The following is an 18,207-nucleotide window of genomic DNA, read 5'->3' on the forward strand; positions in this document are numbered from 1 at the left end:
GGTTAGGCGGTGGGCTGTTTCGGGGTGGGGTGGGGGGACGGACTCGGGGTGCAGGATCGCGGCTATCGTCTCGGCGCCGTCGACCAGGCGCGGGCCGGCGCGCACGATCAGCCCGTCCGCGTCCAGCGCCCACACCTGCGCGTCCGGGAAGTGCCCAGCCACCGTGGCGGCCTGCTCGGCCGCGCCGTCGAGGCGGAACCCGCACGGCGCGACCAGCACCACCTCGGGGCGGGCGGCCCGCAGGGCGTCCCAGGTGGTCGGCGCGGACCGGGCGCCCCGGTGGGTGGCGACCGGCTCGCCGCCGGCGACGTCGACCAGGTCCGGGATCCAGTGCCCGGCGCCGAACGGCGGGTCCACCCATTCGACCACCGCGACCCGCCGCCGGGGCCGGCCCGCCACCGCCGCGCCGACCGCCGCGAGCCGGGCACGCAGGCCGTCGACCAGGGCCTCCGCGCGATCCGGCACCCGGGCCGCCGCGCCCACCGCGCGGATCGACTCCAGCACGTCGTCGAGGGTGTACGGGTCGAGCGACAGCACGTCGGCCCGGCACCCCAGGTGCTCCACGGCGTCGGCGACCCGGCCCGAGGGGAGCGCGCAGACGCGGCACAGGTCCTGGGTGAGGATCAGGTCCGGGTCCAGCCCGGCGAGCGCGCCGGCGTGCAGCGTGTAGAGGTCGGCACCGGCCGCCACCTGCGCCCGGACGTACGCGTCGATGTTGCCGGGACTCATGCCCCGGGTGTCCCGGCCGCCGACGACCACAGTGGTGCCCGACCGGTACGACGCTGGCACCTCGCACTCGAACGTGACGCCGACCAGGTCGTCACCGAGGCCGAGCGCGTACACGATCTCGGTGGCGGAGGGGAGCAGGGAGACCAGCCGCATGCCGCCATCATGCCCCGCGGACGGACCGCCCCGCCCCGGGGCCGGTCCGGACCGGACATCGGGCCGCCCTCGGGCCTTGCCGGGACGCCGTACCCGCTTAGACTCTGCTGACTCCGCCGAGCCCCCCGGGCGGTGTGCCGGGGTGCGTCGGCGCCCCGTTCCGGTCAGCCCGTCTGACCTGCGCTCCGGAGAACCCGATGAAGAGCCGTACCGCCGCCGTCCTGACCGTCCTCTGCGCGGCCACCGCGCTCACCGCCTGCGGTGACGACGAGCCCGCGCCGAAAGGCCAGCAGGTGCCGGTGACCGCCACCGACACCAGCTGCGAGGTCACCACCACGCTGTTCACGCCGGGCACCGTCACGTTCACAGTGACCAACCGGGGTCAGCAGGCCACCGGGGTCTACGTCTACGGCCGGGAGGGTGACGCCTTCACCAAGGTGATCGCCGAGGTCGCGGACGTGCCGGCGGGCCGCACCGGCGACCTGCGCGCGTCGCTGCAGACCGGCACGTACGAGGTGGCCTGCAAGCCGGGCCGGCAGGGCGACGGCGTGCGGACCCGGATCACCGTCTCCGACGACGGCAATCTCGCCAGCGCCGCGGCCGAGGTGGCCTACGACCGGTCGGTGACGATCGAGCTGACCGACGACGCGATGAACGGCGTGGACGCGCTGATCGCCGAGCCCGGCGAGAAGCTCGCGTTCAAGGTGACGAACAAGACCGCCGGGGCCCGGACGCTGTACGTGCTCAACCCCGAGGGCAAGCGGGTCGCCGAGATGAAGGCCGAGGCCAACGGCACCGCCGAGACCGTGGTGACGCTGGGCGCGGCGGGTGACTGGTCGCTGAAGGTCAAGGGCGACGGCGTGCCGTCGGTGAGCAAGCCGCTGGTGGTCCGCTGAGGCGCAACACCGTCGATCCGAAGTCGGTCGATCCGGGTGCATCCACCGGGGACGGTCGGGGCGAAGCAATGGTCGTGACGACAGTCACGGACCTGGTCGCTTCGACGAAAGGCTCCCCGATGAACATCGCTCGTCTCGCCGCCCGGCTGGCCGTGGGCGCCACCGCCGCGGCGGTGGCCACCACCGCCGTCGCCGTGCCCGCCCAGGCCGGCGCCAAGCAGCCGGGTACGCGGTCGCTGGCGGCAGTGCTCACCGCCGACAAGAGCGGCTTCGACCGCAACTCGCGGGACTTCGACGTCCTCACGAAGGCGGTCCTGACGGTGTTGCAGGCCAAGCCGGACTCGCCGGTGAAGGTGCTCACCGACGGCACCGTCGCGCTGACCGCGTTCGTGCCGAACGACTACGCGTTCCGCGAGCTGGTGCGGGACATCACCGCCGCGAGGAAGCTGCCCGGCGAGAAGGCCGCGTTCGACGCGGTCGCCGGCCTGGGCGTCGACACCGTGGAGGACGTCCTGCTCTACCACGTCGTGCCCGGCGCGACGATCGACCGGAAGGCGGCGCTGAAGGCCGACGGCGCGGACCTGACCACCGCGCTCGGCGCCACCGTCGAGGTGGACGTGAAGCGCTGCTGGTACGGCCGCGAGGTGCGCCTGGTCGACGCCGACACCAGCGACCGCAACGCGCGGGTGGTTCGGTACGACATCAACAAGGGCAACAAGCAGATCGCGCACGCGGTGGACCGGGTGCTGCGCCCGATCGACCTGCCCTGACCCACCCCCGCCACGGCGCCCGGCACCCCCTGCCGGGCGCCGTCGGCGTGCGCCGGACATTCGCCGCCTGACCTGCCTCTGGTGGGCGGCGCGAGCCGTGCCGTACGGTGCTCGCCGTGACCGCGCACGATCATGTCCCGCCCTGCCCCGTCGCCGTGCTCGCCAACCCGACAGCGGGCCGGGGGCGGCACCGCGGACTGCTGCCCGGGATCCTGGAGCGCCTCGCCGCGGCGGGCCGCCCGGTCGAGCTGCTGCGCGCGCGTACCCCCTCCGAGGCGGAGGCGGCGTGCCACGCCGCGGTCACCGGCGGTGCCGGGGCGCTCGTGGCGGTGGGCGGCGACGGCACGATGCACCGCGCGTTGCAGGCGGTCGCCGGCACCGACGTGCCGTTCGGGCCGGTCCCGGCGGGCACCGGCAACGACTTCGCGGTGGACACCGGCTTCCCGGCCGACCCGACGGCCGCCGTCGAGGTGATCACCGCGGCGCTCGCCGCCGGCCGCGCCCGGCCGGTGGACCTGGCGCGGCTGTCCCGGCCCGGGGAGGCCGACCGCTGGTTCGGTGCGGTGCTCGCGGCCGGTTTCGACGCGATCGTCAACGAACGCGCCAACCGGATGCGCTGGCCGCGCGGCCCTCGCCGGTACGACCTGGCGATCGTGGTGGAGCTGGCCCGGCTGCGGCCACGCCGTTACCGGCTGGTCCTCGACGGGGTGGCGCAGGAGGTGGACGCGGTGCTGGTCGCGGTCGGCAACACGGCCAGCTACGGCGGCGGCATGCGGATCTGCCCGGACGCCGACCCGCACGACGGCCTGCTGGACGTGGTGGTCGGCGGGCGCTTCGACAGGCGCACGCTGATGCGGGTCAAGCCGCAGATCTACCGGGGCACCCACGTCACGCACCCGCTGGCGCGCGTCCACCGGGCGCGGACGGTGGAGCTGGCCGCCGAGGGCATCACCACGTACGCCGACGGGGAACGCTCCCTCGACCTGCCGGTGACCGTCACCGCCGTGCCGGCGGCGCTGCGGCTGCTGCGCTGACCCCGGCCAGGTCCGCCTGAGACAGCTCGCCGGGAACGGCCGGCGGCGAAGGCGGAGGCGCGGCAGGAGGCGGCGCGGCGGCGCGGACCGCACCGGCGCTCGCGGCCACCACGAGCGCGATGGCGAGCACCTCGACCGGGCGCAACGCCTGGCCGAGCACCAGCCAGCCGGCCACCGCGGCGATCGCCGGGCCGAGACTCATCATCACCGCGAACGTCGCGGTCGGCAGCCGCCGCAGCGCGGCCAGTTCCAGGCTGTACGGCAGCACCGAGGCGAGCAGCGCCAGCCCGGTACCGAGCCCCAGCACCACCGGGTCGGCGAGGCGACCGCCGCCGTCGGCCAGCCCGAACGGCAGGGTGAGCAGCGCCGCGACGGTCAGGGCGAGGGCCAGCCCGTCGGCGCCGGGGAACCGCGCCCCGATCCGCGCCGAGCAGACGATGTACGCGGCCCACATGGCGCCCGCCGTCAGCGCCAGCGCGGCGCCGGCCGGGTCGAGCCGGTCGAACCCGCCCTGCCCGAGCAGGACCACCCCGGCCAGCGCCAGCGCGGCCCAGCACCAGGCGGCCACCCGGCGCGCGGCGATCACCGACAGCGCCAGTGGGCCGAGCACTTCCAGGGTGACGGCCGGGCCGAGCGGGATCCGCTCGATCGCCTGGTAGAAGATCGAGTTCATGCCGGCCAGGGCCAGCCCGAACGCCAGCACCGCCGCCCAGTCGCGGCGCCCGTACCCGCGTACCCGCGGCCGGCAGAACACGAGCATCAGCAGCGCGCCGATGGTCAGCCGCAGCGTCACCGCCCCGGCCACCCCGGTACGCGGGAACAGCAGCGCGGCCAGCGCGGAGCCGAACTGCACCGACAGCGCCCCGCCGAGCACCAGCGCGACCCCGCCGAGCCGTCCCGGCGCACGCGGCGGCAAGGGGTGGGCACCGGTCATGCCCCTGACGGTAGCCGGTGCGCCGCGACGGGTTCGCGCCGCTGGGGGTGTGCGCTCAGGCGGCCCCGGCCAGGTCGAGCACCGCGCCGAGCCCGTTGGGGCGGCCGGCGTCGGCGCAGGGCAGCACCAGCACCCCGCACCCGGCCGCCACCGCACCCGCGTCGGCCGGCGTGTCGCCCACCATGAGCGTGCGCTCCGGGTCGACGCCGAGCATCCCGCAGGCCCGCAGGAAGATGCCCGGGTCCGGCTTGCAGCGCCCCACCTCGTACGACAGGGCGTACGCGTCGACGAGCGCGTCGAAGTCCCAGGCGGCGAACAGCGGCCGCAGGTCGAAGCCGATGTTGCTGACCACCGCCACCTTCACCCCGGCGGAGCGCAGCGCTCCCAGCACGGGGGCGGTGTCCGGGTACGGCACCCAGCCCTCGGGCACCAGCACCCGCTCGTAGAGCGCGTCGGCGAACCCGTCGATGCCGGTGTCCACGGTCTCGGCCAGCCCGGTGTACGCGCCCCGGTGCGCGTGCGGGTAGAGATCGCGGTCGGCCCACAGCTCGGCCAGCCGGGGCGGCACCCGCGCCGGCAGCGGGCCGCCGGCACGCCCGGCGGTGAGCAGCCGGTCGGCCAGCGAGGTGGCCCGGATCCGGTCCAGCTCGACGCCGCAGGCGGACGCGGCGGCTAGCACCCAGGCCAGCGGCTCCTCCACCTGGGCGAGGGTGCCGTGGAAGTCGAAGAGCACCGCCTCCACCGGCCGGCGGGACGGGCCCGGGCGGACGGCGTCGTCGGCGCCGCTCGAGACGTGGGGCAGTTCGGTACGGTCCGGCACGTCGTGCACCCTACCGACCGCTCCGACCGTCCTGCCGGATGGCCTTGACCGGTACTCCTCGGCGGCACCGATTAATCTTGGATCCATGTCGAGCCCCGCCGAGCGGTACGCCGCGGCGCGCCGCCGGGCCGCGCAGGCCTCCGCCTTCCCGGCCCTGGACGAATTCTCGCTGGATCTCGGGTTCGATCTCGACGACTTCCAGCGCGAGGCGTGCGAGGCGCTGGAGCGGGGCAGCGGCGTTCTGGTCTGCGCTCCCACCGGCGCCGGCAAGACCGTGGTGGGTGAGTTCGCGGTGCACCTGGCGCTGCGCGGCCGGCCCGGCGGCGACGCGCCCGCCACCCGGCGCAAGTGCTTCTACACCACGCCGATCAAGGCGCTGTCCAACCAGAAGTACCACGACCTGGTGGACCGCTACGGCGCCGAGCACGTCGGCCTGCTCACCGGCGACAACGCGATCAACGGCGACGCGCCGGTGGTGGTGATGACCACCGAGGTGCTGCGCAACATGCTCTACGCCGGCTCGGCCACGCTGGAGGGCCTGGCGTACGTGGTGATGGACGAGGTCCACTACCTGGCCGACCGGTTCCGCGGCGGGGTCTGGGAAGAGGTGATCATCCACCTGCCCGAGTCGGTCACGCTCGTGTCGCTGTCGGCCACCGTCTCCAACGCCGAGGAGTTCGCCGACTGGCTGGTCACCGTGCGCGGCGAGACCGCGGTGGTGGTCTCCGAGCACCGGCCGGTGCCGCTGTGGCAGCACATGCTCGTCGGCAAGCGGATGTTCGACCTGTTCCACGACGCCGACGCGGCCCGCAAGCACGACGTGCACCCCGAGCTGCTGCGCTACACCCGGGACACGATGCGCCGGCTGGAGCTGGGCGAGGGCCGCAGCGCCGGTCCCGGCGGCGGGCGGCGCGGCCCCCGCTGGCGCGGCCCGATGCGCCCGGACATCGTCGACCGGCTCGACCGGGAGGGACTGCTCCCGGCGATCCTGTTCATCTTCAGCCGGGCCGGCTGCGACGCCGCCGTGCAGCAGTGCCTCGCCGCCGGGCTGCGCCTCACCTCGCCGGAGGAACGCGCCGAGATCCGCCGGGTGGTGGAGTCCCGGGTCACCGCCATCCCCGGCGAGGACCTGTCGGTGCTCGGCTACTGGGAGTGGCTCGACGGCCTGGAGCGCGGGCTGGCCGCGCACCACGCCGGCATGCTCCCGGCGTTCAAGGAGGTGGTAGAGGAGCTGTTCGTCCGCGGGCTGGTCAAGGCCGTCTTCGCCACCGAGACGCTCGCGCTGGGCATCAACATGCCGGCCCGCTGCGTGGTGCTGGAACGCCTGGTCAAGTTCAACGGCGAGGCCCACGTCGACCTCACCCCCGGCGAGTACACCCAGCTCACCGGCCGGGCCGGCCGCAGGGGCATCGACGTGGAGGGCCACGCGGTCGTGGTCTGGTCGCCGGAGACCGACCCCCGGCACGTCGCCGGGCTCGCCTCCACCCGCACCTACCCGCTGCGTTCCAGCTTCCGGCCGTCGTACAACATGGCCGTCAACCTGGTCGGCAGCGTCGGCGCGGCGCCGGCCCGGGAACTGCTGGAGTCCTCGTTCGCGCAGTTCCAGGCCGACCGGTCGGTGGTGGGTCTGGCCCGTCAGGTGCAGCGCAACACCGAGACCATCGACGCGTACGGCGCGGAGGCCGCCTGCCACCACGGCGACTTCGACGAGTACTTCGCGCTGCGGGTGGCCATCGCCGACCGGGAACGCGCCATCGCCCGGCAGGGGCAGACCCAGCGCAAGGCGGCGGCCGTCGCCTCGCTGGAGCGGCTGCGGGTCGGTGACGTGATCCGGGTGCCGTCCGGTCGGCGGGCCGGACTGGCGGTGGTGCTGGACCCGGCCACCGGCGGGTTCGGCGAGCCCCGGCCGCTGGTCCTCACCCAGGACCGCTGGGCCGGACGCGTCACCCCCGGCGACTTCACCACTCCGGCCGAGGTGCTCACCCGCATCCGGGTGCCGAAGCACTTCAACCACCGATCGCCCGCGGCCCGGCGGGATCTGGCCGCCGCGGTCAGCGGCACCGGCCTGGACCGGCACGGCGGCCGGCGGGGCGGCCGGTCCCGTCAGGCGGCGGGGGAGGACCACCGGCTCAGCCAGCTCCGCGTCGAGCTGCGCGCCCACCCGTGTCACGCCTGCCCGGACCGGGAGGAGCACGCCCGCTGGGCGGAGCGGCGGCGCCGGCTGGAACGCGACACCGAGGAGCTGCGTGAGCGGGTGTCCGGGCGGACCGGCTCGCTAGCCCGTACCTTCGACCGGATCGTGGCGTTGCTGACGGCGCGCGGCTACCTGGCCGCCGACGGCGAGGTCACCGACGCCGGACGGATGCTGGCCCGGATCTGGACCGAGGCGGACCTGCTGGTGGCCGAGTGCCTGCGCCGCCGGGTGTGGGACGGCCTGTCCCCGGCCGAGCTGGCCGCCGCCGTGTCGGTGGTGGTGTTCGAGGCCCGGCGGGACGTCGACGAGCGGGCGTCGCTGCCGCGCGGCGCGGTGGCCGACGCGGTCGACGAGACGCTGAAGCTGTGGGGCGACATCGAGGCGGACGAGGCGGCGCGCGGCCTGGCCGTGACCCGGGAACCGGATCTCGGCTTCGCCTGGCCGATCTACCGGTGGGCGCGCGGCGAGGCGCTGGCGAAGGTGCTGGCCAGCGGCCACCAGATCGACGGGGAGATGCCGGCCGGCGACTTCGTCCGCTGGGCGCGTCAGGTGGTCGACCTGCTCGGGCAGGTCGCCGACTCGGGCGGCGCCTCGGCCGAGCTGCGTTCTACCGCCCGGCAGGCCATCGCGGCGGTCAACCGTGGCGTGCTGGCCTACCACGCCTCCGCCTGACGGTCACTTTCGGTCAGCGATTGCCGGAAATCGACGCATCGCTGTGTCACGGCGGCACCACCCCGCGAATTGTCGGGGGGTCGATGCACGCCCTGGCCAGGGCCTATCCCATCATTGCCCCGGGCGCCGTGGGTCGCGCTGAGCCGAGGGTGAGGGAAGGGCGTCGTGGGCGAGATCAATCACTTCGAGTACGGATGGATCACACCCGCGCTCAGCTACGCGTTGTCGGTGCTCGGCTCGGCACTCGGGCTGGTCTGCGCCGGGCGGATCCGGACCGCCACGAGCGCCGGCCAGCGGGCCTGGTGGGGCCTGCTCGCCGCCTGGGCGCTGGGCGGCACCGCCATCTGGGCCATGCACTTCATGGCGATGCTCGGGTTCGCCGTCGGCGGCACCCGGATCCGCTACGACGTGCCGCTGACGGCCGCCAGCACGGCGATCGCGGTGGCGGCGGTCGGCATCGGGCTGGCGATCGTGGGCACCGGCCGGCTCGCCGCGCCCCGGCTGATCGCCGGCGGGTTCTTCACCGGCGCCGGGGTGGCGGCCATGCACTACACCGGCATGGCCGCCATGCGCCTGGACGGCTCGCTCGGCTACGACCCGCTGCGGGTGACGCTGTCCGTGGTCATCGCGATCGTGGCCGCCACGGTGGCGCTCTGGCTGGCGATGACCGTCCGCCGGGGGATCGCCATCGCCGCGTCGGCGCTGGTCATGGGCATCGCGGTCAACGGCATGCACTTCACCGGCATGAGCGCGCTGTCGGTGCACCTGCACGAGAGCCGCGGCCCGGCCTCCGGCACCGAGGTGAGCGGGCTGCTGGTGCCGATCGTGCTGGCGGTGGTCTTCGGCGTGGTCGGGCTCGTCTACGCGCTGCTCGCCGCGCCGTCCGACGACGACCGGGCCGGGGCCGCGTACGTCAGCGCGCGGCTCGACGAGGGGCCGCAGACGGTGGCCGCCGAACCCGCGCCGGACCCGGTCGGCCTGCGGGCCCGGTCGACGCTGGCGCAGCCCGGCGCGCAGTTCCCGTCCCGGCGGAGCACCGACCGCCCATCGTGATCAACTGATCACGATCGGTCGCCGGCCAGTGCGTCGACGAGACGGCGGCACGAGCCGGCCAGGTTCCAGCGCTGCGCCAGCTCCAGCAGCCGGTCCGGGTCGGCGGGGGACGTGGGCAGTGCCGGGTCCAGCTCGGGCAGCGGCACGTCGGTGGCGACCCGGACCACCTTCGGCGCCACGGCCAGGTAGTCCCGGGCGGCGTCGAGCTTCGCCCGCAGCCCGGGCGCGAAACCGGAGCGGGGGTCGTCGAGCGCGGCCAGGATGCCGTCCAGCCCGCCGTAGCGGTCGATCAGCCGGGCGGCGGTCTTCTCGCCCACCCCGGCCACGCCGGGCAGCCCGTCGCTGGGGTCGCCGCGCAGCGCCGCGAAGTCGGCGTACCGGTCGGCGGGCACACCGTAGCGGGTGCGGACCGCCGCGTCGTCGCAGTCGTCCAGCTTGGCCACGCCCCGGCCGACGTAGAGCAGGCGTACCGGGTGGGCGTCGTCGACGAGCTGGAACAGGTCGCGGTCGCCGGAGACCACCTCGACCGGGCCCGGCTGGGTCACCGAGAGCGTGCCGAGCACGTCGTCGGCCTCGTATCCGTCGGCGCCCACGGCCGGGATGCCGAGCGCGTCCAGCACCTCCAGGATCATCGGCACCTGCGGGGACAGCGTGTCCGGCACGACCTCGCCGCCCTCGGGCGCGACCCGGTGCGCCTTGTACGACGGCAGCAGCTCCACCCGCCACGCCGGCCGCCAGTCGTGGTCGAACGCGCAGATCATCCGGTCGGGCCGGCGGGTGCGCACGAGCTGGGCGAGCATGTCGAGGAAGCCGCGGACGGCGTTGACCGGCTGGCCGTCGCCGGTCTTCGCGGCCGACTCGGGAATGCCGAAGTAGGCGCGGAAGTAGAGGCTGGGGGAGTCGATCAGGAGGATCGGCTGTCGTTGTGCCACGCGGACAAGCCTTCCACAGCCCTGTGACGAGATGGGGGAGGCGACCGCCGGGCCGGAAACCCGGGCGCGCGCGGGGCGCGGCATGAGCAGACTGGCGGGGTGAGCTTCGTACCCGGCCTGACCCTGGCCCGCCGGTTCCACGACGAGGTGGTGGGTCCGCTGCTGGCGCGGCGGCTGCCCGGCCTGCCGTACTCCGCCGGTCTGCTCGACGGCGGCTCCGAGCTGCTCGGCCTCGACACGCCGCGCTCCACCGACCACGACTGGGGTCCGCGTACCCAGCTCTTCGTGGCGGCCGCGCACGACGTCGCGCCGGTCCGGGCGGCGCTGGACGCGGAGCTGCCGGCGCGGTTCCTCGGCTGGCCGACCCGCTACGCGGGCGGGCCGGAGGCGCGCCTCGGCACGGTCCGTGCCGACGGCGACCGGCACGGCGTGACGGTGGACGAACTCGGCGGATGGCTGCGGGAGCGGCTCGGCGCCGACCCGCGCACCGGACTGACGGCGGCGGACTGGCTGGCGACGCCGACGCAGCGGCTGGCCGAGCTGACCGGGGGAGCGGTGTTCCACGACGGGCTCGACGGCGCGCTCACCGACGTCCGCGCCCGGCTGGCCTGGTATCCGGACGACGTGTGGCGGTACGTGCTCGCCTCCGGGTGGCAGCGGGTCGCGCAGGCCGAGCACCTGGCCGGCCGCTGCGCCGAGGTCGGCGACGACCTGGGCAGCCGGGTCGTGGTCGCCGGACTGGCCCGGGACCTGATGCGCCTCGGCCTGCTGCTGCACCGGCGCTGGCCCCCGTACGCGAAATGGCTCGGCACGGTGTTCGCGACGCTGCCGGACGCGGCGCCGGTGGTGGACGGGCTCGCCGCCGCGCTCGGCCCGGGCGACTGGGCGGCCCGGGAGCCCGGCCTGGTCCGGGCGCTGGAGACGGTCGCCGGCTGGACCAACGACGCCGCGCCGGCGCCGCCGGTGGACCCTTCCGCCCGGCCGTTCCACGACCGGCCGTTCCTGGTGCTGCACGCCTGCCGGTTCGTCGAGACGCTGCGCGCCGCGATCACCGACCCGCAGCTGCGCGACCGGCCGCCGGTCGGCGCGGTGGACCAGTACGTGGACAGCGTGGACGTGCTGACCCACGCGGACCGTGCCCGCCGGGTGGCCGTGGCGGTTGTCGGCCCGCAGGCCGGGGCCTAGACTCCGATTCGAGTCGCATCGATCCGCGACTGTCTATCTCGTCTCCGAGGGTCCGGGCCGCCCGTCGCAGGCGCCTCGCCGGCGAGAACGCCGCGCCACGCGGCGTTCCCACCATCCGAGGAGAACGCATGCTGTCCAGAAGGAGCAGACTCCGGCTGCTCGGCGCGGCGCTGGCCGCGGCCGGGCTCGCCGTCGGGGCGGCGCTCGCCGTCCCCGGGCCGGCCTCGGCCGCCGCGCTGACCGAGGTGACGAACTTCGGCACCAACCCGAGCAACCTGCGGATGTACCTGTACGTCCCGGACACCGTCGCGGCCCGTCCCGGCCTGCTCGTGGTGAACCACTACTGCACCGGCAGCGGCCCGGCCATGTACTCCGGCACCCAGTTCGCGGCGCTCGCCGACCGGTACGGCTACATCGTGGTCTACCCGTCGGTGACGCGCAGCAGCAAGTGCTTCGACGTCTCCTCGCCCCAGGCGCTGCGCCGCGACGGCGGCAGCGACCCGGTGGGCATCAAGTCGATGGTTGACTACGTGCGGCAGCGCTACCCGGTCGACTCGCAGCGGATCTTCACCACCGGCACCTCGTCCGGCGCGATGATGACGAACGTGCTGCTCGGCGACTACCCGGACGTGTTCCGCGCCGGTGCCGCCTTCGCCGGTGTGCCGTTCGGCTGCTTCGCCACCACCAACGGCTCGGAGTGGAACAGCGAGTGCGCCAACGGCCAGGTGCTGAAGACCCCGCAGCAGTGGGGTGACCTGGTGCGCAACGCCTACCCCGGCTACACCGGCCCGCGCCCGCGGATGCAGATCTGGCACGGCACCAACGACGAGACGCTGCGCTACCCGAACTTCGGCGAGCAGATCGACCAGTGGACGAACGTGAACGGGCTGAGCCAGACGCCGGCGTACACGGACAGCCCGCAGGCCGGCTACACGCGTACCCGCTACGGCGGCACCGGCGGCACCGCGACCGTCGAGGCGATCAGCATGCAGGGCGTCACGCACAACCTGCCGGTCGACGCGGCGCAGGCCATCCGCTTCTTCGGCCTGGACTCCACCACGCCGCCTACCACCGCGCCGCCGACCACGCCGCCGCCGTCGGGCGCCTGCCGGGTCGGGTACGTGGTGAACGCCTGGAACAACGGCCTGACCGCCGCCGTGACGATCACCAACACGTCCACCACGGCGATCAACGGCTGGAACCTCGCGTTCACACTGCCGGGCGGTCAGACGATCACCGGAGGCTGGAACGCCACGTACAGCCCGTCCAGCGGCGCGGTGACCGCCCGCAACGTGTCCTACAACGCGTCGATCCCGCCGGGCGGCTCGGTGGACATCGGCTTCCAGGCCACCCACACCGGCAACACCGGCAGGCCCGCCTCGTTCACGCTCAACGGGAGCACCTGCACGGCCGCCTGAGCGGGGCCGCAGCGGCATCCCGGCCGCGCCCGTCCCGACCGGGGCGGGCGCGGCCGGGCATGACCGCACCGGCGGCGGGTACCCGTGCCGGACGGACACCGGCGGGAACCGAAGGAGCGGATATGAAGGTCCGAAGCTCCCTGCGCGCGCTCAAGCGCAAGGCCGGCTCGATCGTGGTCCGGCGCCGGGGCAAGCTGTTCGTGCTCAACAAGGCCGACCGGCGGCAGAAGGCCCGGCAGGGCTGAGCCCGATGGCCGACATCCTGATCACCGGGGCCGGCAGCGGGCTCGGCCGGGGCACCGCGCTCGGGCTGGCCCGCGAGGGCCACCGCGTGATCGCCGCCGCGCAGGTCTGGCCGCAGGTCCGCGAGCTGCGGGCCGACGCCGAGCGGGCGGGCGTAGCGCTGGACGCGATCAAGCTGGACGTCACCGACCCGGCCGACCGGGCCGCCGCCGCCCGGCACCGGGTGGACGTCCTGGTGCTCAACGCGGGCGTGCAGGAAGCCGGCGCTCTGGTGGAGATCCCCATGGACCGGGTCCGCCGGTCGTTCGAGGTGAACGTGTTCGGCCACCTGCACCTGGCGCAGGCACTGGTGCCGCCGATGCTGGCCCGGGGCGCGGGGAAGGTGGTCTGGGTGTCCTCCGCGGTGGGCGTGCGGACCCGGCCCTTCATCGGCGTCTACGCCGCCACCAAACACGCGATCGAGGCGCTGGCCTGGGCCATGAAGGGCGAGCTGGAACCACGCGGGGTACGCGTCGCGGTGATCAACCCCGGCCCGTACCGGACCGGGTACAACGACACCGGCGTGGAGACCATGTCCCAGTGGTGGGACGAGTCCGCCGCCCTGCTGCCCCGGCCCGACTTCGGCGACTACCTCGGCCACCAGCGCGATCCGCAGGAGATGATCGACGAGATGGTCCGGGTGGTGCCGGCCGGGGAGCACCCGTACCGCACCGCGTACCCGCCGTCGCTGCGCGACCAGCTCAGGGAGTTCGAGTCGCAGGTGTGGGACGCGACGTCGTGACGGCGGCGGCCGGTACGGCGTCCACCTCGGAGCGCCCCGCCAGGCGGGCGACGGCGGAGGCGGCCAGCGGGCGGTAGATCCGCACCGAGTCGGCGAGCGCGGAGAAGTGCGAACCCGAGTTGTCGCCGTCGTAGTGGGTGGCGATGCCCACCTGCTCGACCGGCACCCCGGCACGGACCAGCCGCAGCAGCACCGCCATCTCGTACTCGAAGCGGTCACCCGGGACGGTGGTGAGCCAGCCGAGCAGGGCGGCCGGGTAGGCGCGCAGCCCGGTCTGGGTGTCGCGCACGTCGAGGCCGGTCGCCAGCCGGAACGCCATCCGGGTCGCCGCGTTGCCGAACCGGCTGCGTGCCGGGACCTCACCGTCGAAGCGGCGTACGCCGAGCGTCGGCGCCCCGGTGACGCGCATCCGTTCCGCCACGCGGCACACGTCGGTCACGCCGTGCTGGCCGTCGGCGTCCACACACACCACGTCGCGTCCGGGACGGTGCGCCGAGGCGTACCGGAAGCCGGTGCGCAGCACCACGCCCTTGCCCCGGTTGACCCGGCGCCGCAGCACCGTCGCCCCCTCGGCGCGGGCCGCGCCCAGCACCCCGGCGGCGGCCGGGCCGCTGCCGTCGTCGACGACGAGCACGTCCGCGCCGGGCAGCGCCGCCCGCAGGTCGCCGACCAGCGGCGGAAGCCGGTCACCGGGCCGGTACACCGGCACGAGCACGATCACGGAACCTCCCGGGTGGACTCGCCCGCCGGCACGGCCCGCCGGGTCGATCGAGGACCGTCGTACCCCGCGCCCACTCCGGCGAATCACCGCCGGGGCGTGAGGCGTCCGATCCGGTCGGCGGCGCGGGTCAGCGCGCGCTCGCGGCGCAGCGACGCCTCCGGGGTACGCACGCCGAGGAAGCCGATCCGGCTGAACGCGCGGGCGGCCCGCTCCCGCCGGACGGGCACCGGGTCGGGCGCGGTCACCGGCACGTCGGCCAGCGCCCGGCCGGACAGCCCGAGCACGCGCGCGGCGAGCAGCCGGACGCGGGGCAGGTGCCACGGGTGGGAGACCAGCCCGAGTGGCCGCTGGGCGGTGAACTCCGCCGCGCCGAGCAGCCCGTCCTGAACGGTGTGCGCCAGGTTCTGCACGGTGGTGCGGGAGCGGGTCTCGGCGGCCGAGCGGGCGTACGCGTCGAGCCCGGCGTCGCGCGCCAGCGCCCGCATCAGCTCCGCCTCCCGGTATCCGGCGGGCGGGGCGGGCGCGCCGGCCGGGCCGTGCGGCCAGCCGCCGGTGAACACCACCCGGGCGTCCGGCGCGCGGCGGAACGCCTCGGCGTGCGCGCGGACGTAGGCCACCGCGGCCTCGGTGCGCGCGACGCTCTCCGCGGTGAGCCGGTAGCCGTCGTCGCCGGCCACCACCCCGCGGCCGAAGACCAGCAGCACTGTGGCGGGAGGCGTCATCCCTTCACGGTACGGGCCGGATCACTCGTCGTCCGGCGGCCAGGGCGGCGTGCCGACGCCGGTGATGCGGACGCCGCCCCACGGGTCCACCTCGGCCAGCCGGGCCCGAGTGACCCGCTCGCCGATCCGGACCTCCACGTCCCGGCGGCCGGAGCGCAGCAGCCGCACCAGGCGCGGTTCCGGCTCGACCCGGCCGGCCCAGTGGTAGCGGCCGTCGACCGGCTCGAACCGCCCGCCCGCGTGCAGCCGTACCGAGGTGCCGGCGATCTCGGCCGTGCCCTGCCAGGTCACCTGTCGATCCGTTCGTGCGCGCGGGTCAGCTCCGGTGGCAGGTCGGCGCCCCGGCGGACCCCCTCGATGCCGCTCCACAGCAGCGTGGTCAGGTATTCGGTGAGCGCGGCCCGGTGGATCGGCTGCCCGTGCGTGGTCCACCAGTCGCCGACCGCCTGCACGAACCCGACCAGCCCGTACGCCCACGGCTCGGCCGGGCCGGCGTCGAGGCCGAGCGCGCGCAGCCGGTCGCCGATGACCCGGGCCAGCCCGGTCGCGACCTGCCGGCTGGTGCCGGTGACCACCTGCTGGATGCCGGGATGCCCGGACTCGTGCACGAGGAACCGGTAGAGCGACGGCTCGTACTCCACCACGCTCAGGTACGCGTCGATCGTCGCCTCGACCAGCGCCCGCTCCTCGCGTACCTGCTCCACCGCGGGGGCGATGGCGGCCACCACGCGCGCCGCGACCACCTCGCTGACCGCCAGCCAGAGCTGCGCCTTGTCGGCGAAGTAGCGGTAGAGCACCGGCTTGCTGACCCCGGCGGTGGCGGCGACCTGGTCCATGTCGACGCTCGGGCCGTGCCGCAGCAGCGCCTGCACGGCGGCCGCGATCAGTTCCTGCCGCCGCTGTTCGCGGTGGTCGGCCCAGCGGTCGCGCCGCCCGCCGGAGCGGGGTGCGGCCGGCTCCGGTGGAGCGTCGGGGCCATTGACATCGGTGGTGGTCCGTCGCATGCTACCACTCGTAACAGTTACTCGAAGTTACGTCAATATGGAGGGGTCATGGAGCGGACGACGGCCGGATTCCCGCGCGAGGCGGTCGCCGATCGCCTGCTCTCCGCCTCGGTGCGCACCAGCTACGACCCGATGGTCGACATCGACTGGTCGGCACCACCGGTGCCCGGCGCGTACTGGCTGCCGCCGACGCGCAGCAGCCTCTACGGCACACCGCTGTGGGACGCCATGACCGAGGACCAGCGGGTCGAGCTGACCAAGCACGAGGTCGCCAGCGCGGCCAGCGCCGGGATCTGGTTCGAGACGATCCTCATGCAGATGCTGATCCGGCAGTACTACGACGCGGACCCGACCAGCCGGCACGCCCAGTACGCCCTCACCGAGGTCGCCGACGAGTGCCGGCACTCCATCATGTTCGGCCGGCTCATCGAGGCCGCGGGCGCGCCGGTCTACCGCGCCGAGCCGTTCGACCACCTGCTCGGGCGCTGGCTCAAGTCCACCGCGACCGGCCCGCAGATGTACGCGGCCATCCTGATCGCCGAGGAGATCCTCGACTCGTTCCAGCGCGAGATCATGGCCGACGAGTCGTTGCAGCCGCTGATCCGGATGGTGTCGCGCATCCACGTCGTGGAGGAGGCCCGGCACGTGCGTTTCGCCCGCGACGAGCTGACCCGGCAGGTCGAGGCGGCCGGGCCGGTGGCGCTGGCGTACGCGCGGCTGGTGATCGGCCGGGCCGCGTACTCGATCACACGGCGCCTGGTGCACCCGCGGGCGTACGCGGCGGTCGGGATCGACCCGGCGGCCGGCCGGGCCGCGGCGCGGGCCAACCCGCACTGGCGGGCCACGCTGCGCTGGTCCGCGCAGCGGATCGCCGACCACCTGACCGAACTGGGCCTGGTCGCCGGGCCGGGCCGGGTGCTGTGGCGCCGGGCCGGGCTGGTGGAGGGCTGACCGGCGGCGACCCGAAGGGGAAAGGATCGCCGCCGGCCGCCCGGTCAGGAGGTGGGGAAGTTGTCGGCGGTGCGGATGCGCTCGCGCATGTACGCGCCGGACTCGGTGAGCACCGACGTCCCGCCGAACGAGCCGGACGTGCAGGTGCCCGGCCGCAGTGCCGCCGAGCCCTCGGGGGCGTCGGAGAGCGTCCAGTTCGCATAGCTGATCTTCAACCGGTCGAGCAGGTCGAGCCAGGCGTTGCTGCTGGCGGTGTCGACAGCGCCGTCACCGGTGTACGTGACGGTGCCGAACTCGGTGACGAACAGCGGGAGCCGGCTCGCCGCCCGCTGCACCTCGTTGCGGTAGTTGTCCTTGTGCGACGCGGCGTAGAAGTGGAACGTGTACATGATGTTCTGCGCCCGCACCGGGTTGTTCACGATCTCGTCGGAGTTGCCGCCCTCGGACACGCCGAGCGAGGACCAGCCCCGGGTGCCGACGATGACCACGGCGTCCGGGTCGTTGGCCCGGATCACCGGGATGACCTGCTCGGCGTAGTCGCGGATGGTCGACCAGCTCACCCCGTTGGGCTCGTTGGTGATCTCGTAGATCACGTTCTTCTTCGCGGCGTTGCGCGCCGACACGTTGGCGAAGAACGTCTTGGCCCGGTCCAGGTTGTACATCGGGTCACCGGGCGTCAGCGTGTGGAAGTCGATGAGGGCGTACATGCCCCGGGCCTCGGCCTTGTCCACGAGCGTGTTCACCTGGTTGGTGAAGCCGGACGGGTTGGTCTCGTAGCCCTGCTCCTGCACGTACATGGAGATGCGCAGCAGGTCGGACCGCCACTCGTTGGCGAGCACGTCCAGCGAGGCGTCGGTGTAGCAGTTGGCGAACCACTGCAACCCGTGCGTGCTCATGCCGCGTAGCTGGATCGGCCGCCCGTACTGGTTGCAGAGGTTGACCCCGCACACCTGGAGCTGGCCGTTGATCGCGACCGGCGTGGTGCCGGTCGGCGG

At 74.6% G+C, this 18,207-nt stretch carries 19 protein-coding genes; 10 read left to right on the forward strand and 9 right to left on the reverse strand.

Annotated features, from left to right (window positions below; translation table 11 throughout):
• Nucleotides 1-882 (reverse strand): ABC transporter substrate-binding protein (locus tag EAD96_RS13420; protein ID WP_121684494.1); only part of this gene is annotated, 882 nt, incomplete at its 3' end.
• 197 nt (nt 883-1,079) lie between these two features.
• Between EAD96_RS13420 and EAD96_RS13425 the strand changes: the two genes are divergently transcribed.
• The 3 genes from EAD96_RS13425 (at nt 1,080) to EAD96_RS13435 (ending at nt 3,582) form a co-directional block, all read left to right on the forward strand.
• Entirely contained in the window at nt 1,080-1,778 is a 699-nt protein-coding gene (locus EAD96_RS13425; protein ID WP_120570070.1) for a hypothetical protein, read from the forward strand.
• A 119-nt stretch (nt 1,779-1,897) separates the two neighbouring features.
• The gene (locus EAD96_RS13430; RefSeq protein WP_233585716.1) at nt 1,898-2,548 is read left to right on the forward strand and encodes a fasciclin domain-containing protein; all 651 of its coding nucleotides are present in this window, start codon (nt 1,898-1,900) and stop codon (nt 2,546-2,548) included.
• A gap of 107 nt (nt 2,549-2,655) precedes the next feature.
• Nucleotides 2,656-3,582 carry a diacylglycerol kinase family protein gene (locus EAD96_RS13435; protein WP_121684495.1) on the forward strand — a complete coding sequence of 309 codons (927 nt, stop codon included), beginning with the start codon at nt 2,656-2,658 and terminating at the stop codon, nt 3,580-3,582.
• Here EAD96_RS13435 and EAD96_RS13440 read toward each other — a convergent pair.
• Together EAD96_RS13440 and EAD96_RS13445 are read right to left on the reverse strand one after the other, a co-directional pair.
• Nucleotides 3,545-4,516, reverse strand: a complete 972-nt coding sequence (locus EAD96_RS13440) for a DMT family transporter (RefSeq protein WP_121684496.1) — start codon at nt 4,514-4,516, stop codon at nt 3,545-3,547. The genes EAD96_RS13435 and EAD96_RS13440 overlap by 38 nt on opposite strands.
• 55 nt (nt 4,517-4,571) lie before the next feature.
• Entirely contained in the window at nt 4,572-5,318 is a 747-nt protein-coding gene (locus EAD96_RS13445) for an HAD family hydrolase (protein WP_233585727.1), read from the reverse strand.
• A 103-nt stretch (nt 5,319-5,421) separates the two neighbouring features.
• Here EAD96_RS13445 and EAD96_RS13450 point away from each other — a divergent pair, with 103 nt between their 5' ends.
• Nucleotides 5,422-8,202: an RNA helicase gene (locus EAD96_RS13450; protein WP_121684497.1), complete on the forward strand. Its 2,781-nt coding sequence runs from the start codon at nt 5,422-5,424 to the stop codon at nt 8,200-8,202.
• A 165-nt stretch (nt 8,203-8,367) separates the two neighbouring features.
• Nucleotides 8,368-9,255, forward strand: coding sequence for an MHYT domain-containing protein (locus tag EAD96_RS13455; RefSeq protein ID WP_091428121.1), 888 nt, complete (start codon nt 8,368-8,370; stop codon nt 9,253-9,255).
• An 8-nt stretch (nt 9,256-9,263) separates the two neighbouring features.
• Here EAD96_RS13455 and EAD96_RS13460 read toward each other — a convergent pair whose 3' ends face one another.
• Nucleotides 9,264-10,187: a 5'-3' exonuclease gene (locus EAD96_RS13460; RefSeq protein ID WP_121684498.1), complete on the reverse strand. Its 924-nt coding sequence runs from the start codon at nt 10,185-10,187 to the stop codon at nt 9,264-9,266.
• A 99-nt stretch (nt 10,188-10,286) separates the two neighbouring features.
• Here EAD96_RS13460 and EAD96_RS13465 point away from each other — a divergent pair, with 99 nt between their 5' ends.
• The 4 genes from EAD96_RS13465 to EAD96_RS13480 all read left to right on the forward strand — a co-directional run bounded on the left by EAD96_RS13465 (nt 10,287) and on the right by EAD96_RS13480 (nt 13,814).
• Entirely contained in the window at nt 10,287-11,372 is a 1,086-nt protein-coding gene (locus EAD96_RS13465) for a DUF4037 domain-containing protein (protein ID WP_121684499.1), read from the forward strand.
• A 128-nt stretch (nt 11,373-11,500) separates the two neighbouring features.
• On the forward strand, nt 11,501-12,790 hold the full coding sequence (locus EAD96_RS13470; protein WP_121684500.1) for a PHB depolymerase family esterase: 1,290 nt from the start codon (nt 11,501-11,503) through the stop codon (nt 12,788-12,790).
• 122 nt (nt 12,791-12,912) lie between these two features.
• Nucleotides 12,913-13,035 (forward strand): ribosomal protein bL36, encoded by a 123-nt coding sequence (locus tag EAD96_RS13475; RefSeq protein ID WP_091428126.1) that lies wholly within the window; start codon nt 12,913-12,915, stop codon nt 13,033-13,035.
• A gap of 5 nt (nt 13,036-13,040) precedes the next feature.
• A complete protein-coding gene (locus EAD96_RS13480) occupies nt 13,041-13,814 on the forward strand; it encodes an SDR family oxidoreductase (RefSeq protein WP_121684501.1) in 774 nt (257 codons plus the stop codon).
• On the opposite strand, the gene EAD96_RS13485 is transcribed toward EAD96_RS13480, so the two are convergent.
• The 4 genes from EAD96_RS13485 to EAD96_RS13500 all read right to left on the reverse strand — a co-directional run bounded on the left by EAD96_RS13485 (nt 13,774) and on the right by EAD96_RS13500 (nt 16,261).
• On the reverse strand, nt 13,774-14,535 hold the full coding sequence (locus tag EAD96_RS13485; protein WP_121684502.1) for a glycosyltransferase family 2 protein: 762 nt from the start codon (nt 14,533-14,535) through the stop codon (nt 13,774-13,776). The genes EAD96_RS13480 and EAD96_RS13485 overlap by 41 nt on opposite strands.
• A gap of 83 nt (nt 14,536-14,618) precedes the next feature.
• Nucleotides 14,619-15,257 carry a YdcF family protein gene (locus EAD96_RS13490; protein ID WP_120570059.1) on the reverse strand — a complete coding sequence of 213 codons (639 nt, stop codon included), beginning with the start codon at nt 15,255-15,257 and terminating at the stop codon, nt 14,619-14,621.
• Nucleotides 15,258-15,278: 21 nt separating this feature from the next.
• Nucleotides 15,279-15,548 carry a DUF4873 domain-containing protein gene (locus EAD96_RS13495; RefSeq protein WP_121684503.1) on the reverse strand — a complete coding sequence of 90 codons (270 nt, stop codon included), beginning with the start codon at nt 15,546-15,548 and terminating at the stop codon, nt 15,279-15,281.
• Complete coding sequence (locus tag EAD96_RS13500; RefSeq protein WP_120570057.1) at nt 15,545-16,261, reverse strand: TetR family transcriptional regulator; 717 nt, start codon at nt 16,259-16,261, stop codon at nt 15,545-15,547. Before EAD96_RS13500 ends, EAD96_RS13495 begins: the two co-directional genes overlap by 4 nt.
• 48 nt (nt 16,262-16,309) lie before the next feature.
• Here EAD96_RS13500 and EAD96_RS13505 point away from each other — a divergent pair, with 48 nt between their 5' ends.
• Nucleotides 16,310-17,212, forward strand: coding sequence for a diiron oxygenase (locus EAD96_RS13505; RefSeq protein ID WP_120570056.1), 903 nt, complete (start codon nt 16,310-16,312; stop codon nt 17,210-17,212).
• Nucleotides 17,213-17,256: 44 nt separating this feature from the next.
• Here EAD96_RS13505 and EAD96_RS13510 read toward each other — a convergent pair.
• The coding region (locus EAD96_RS13510; RefSeq protein WP_147457870.1) for a glycoside hydrolase family 5 protein at nt 17,257-18,207 on the reverse strand (951 nt) is incomplete at its 5' end.

Origin of the sequence: Micromonospora sp. BL1, assembly GCF_003667485.1 — a bacterium.
Taxonomy (GTDB): Bacteria; Actinomycetota; Actinomycetes; order Mycobacteriales; family Micromonosporaceae; genus Micromonospora; species Micromonospora tulbaghiae.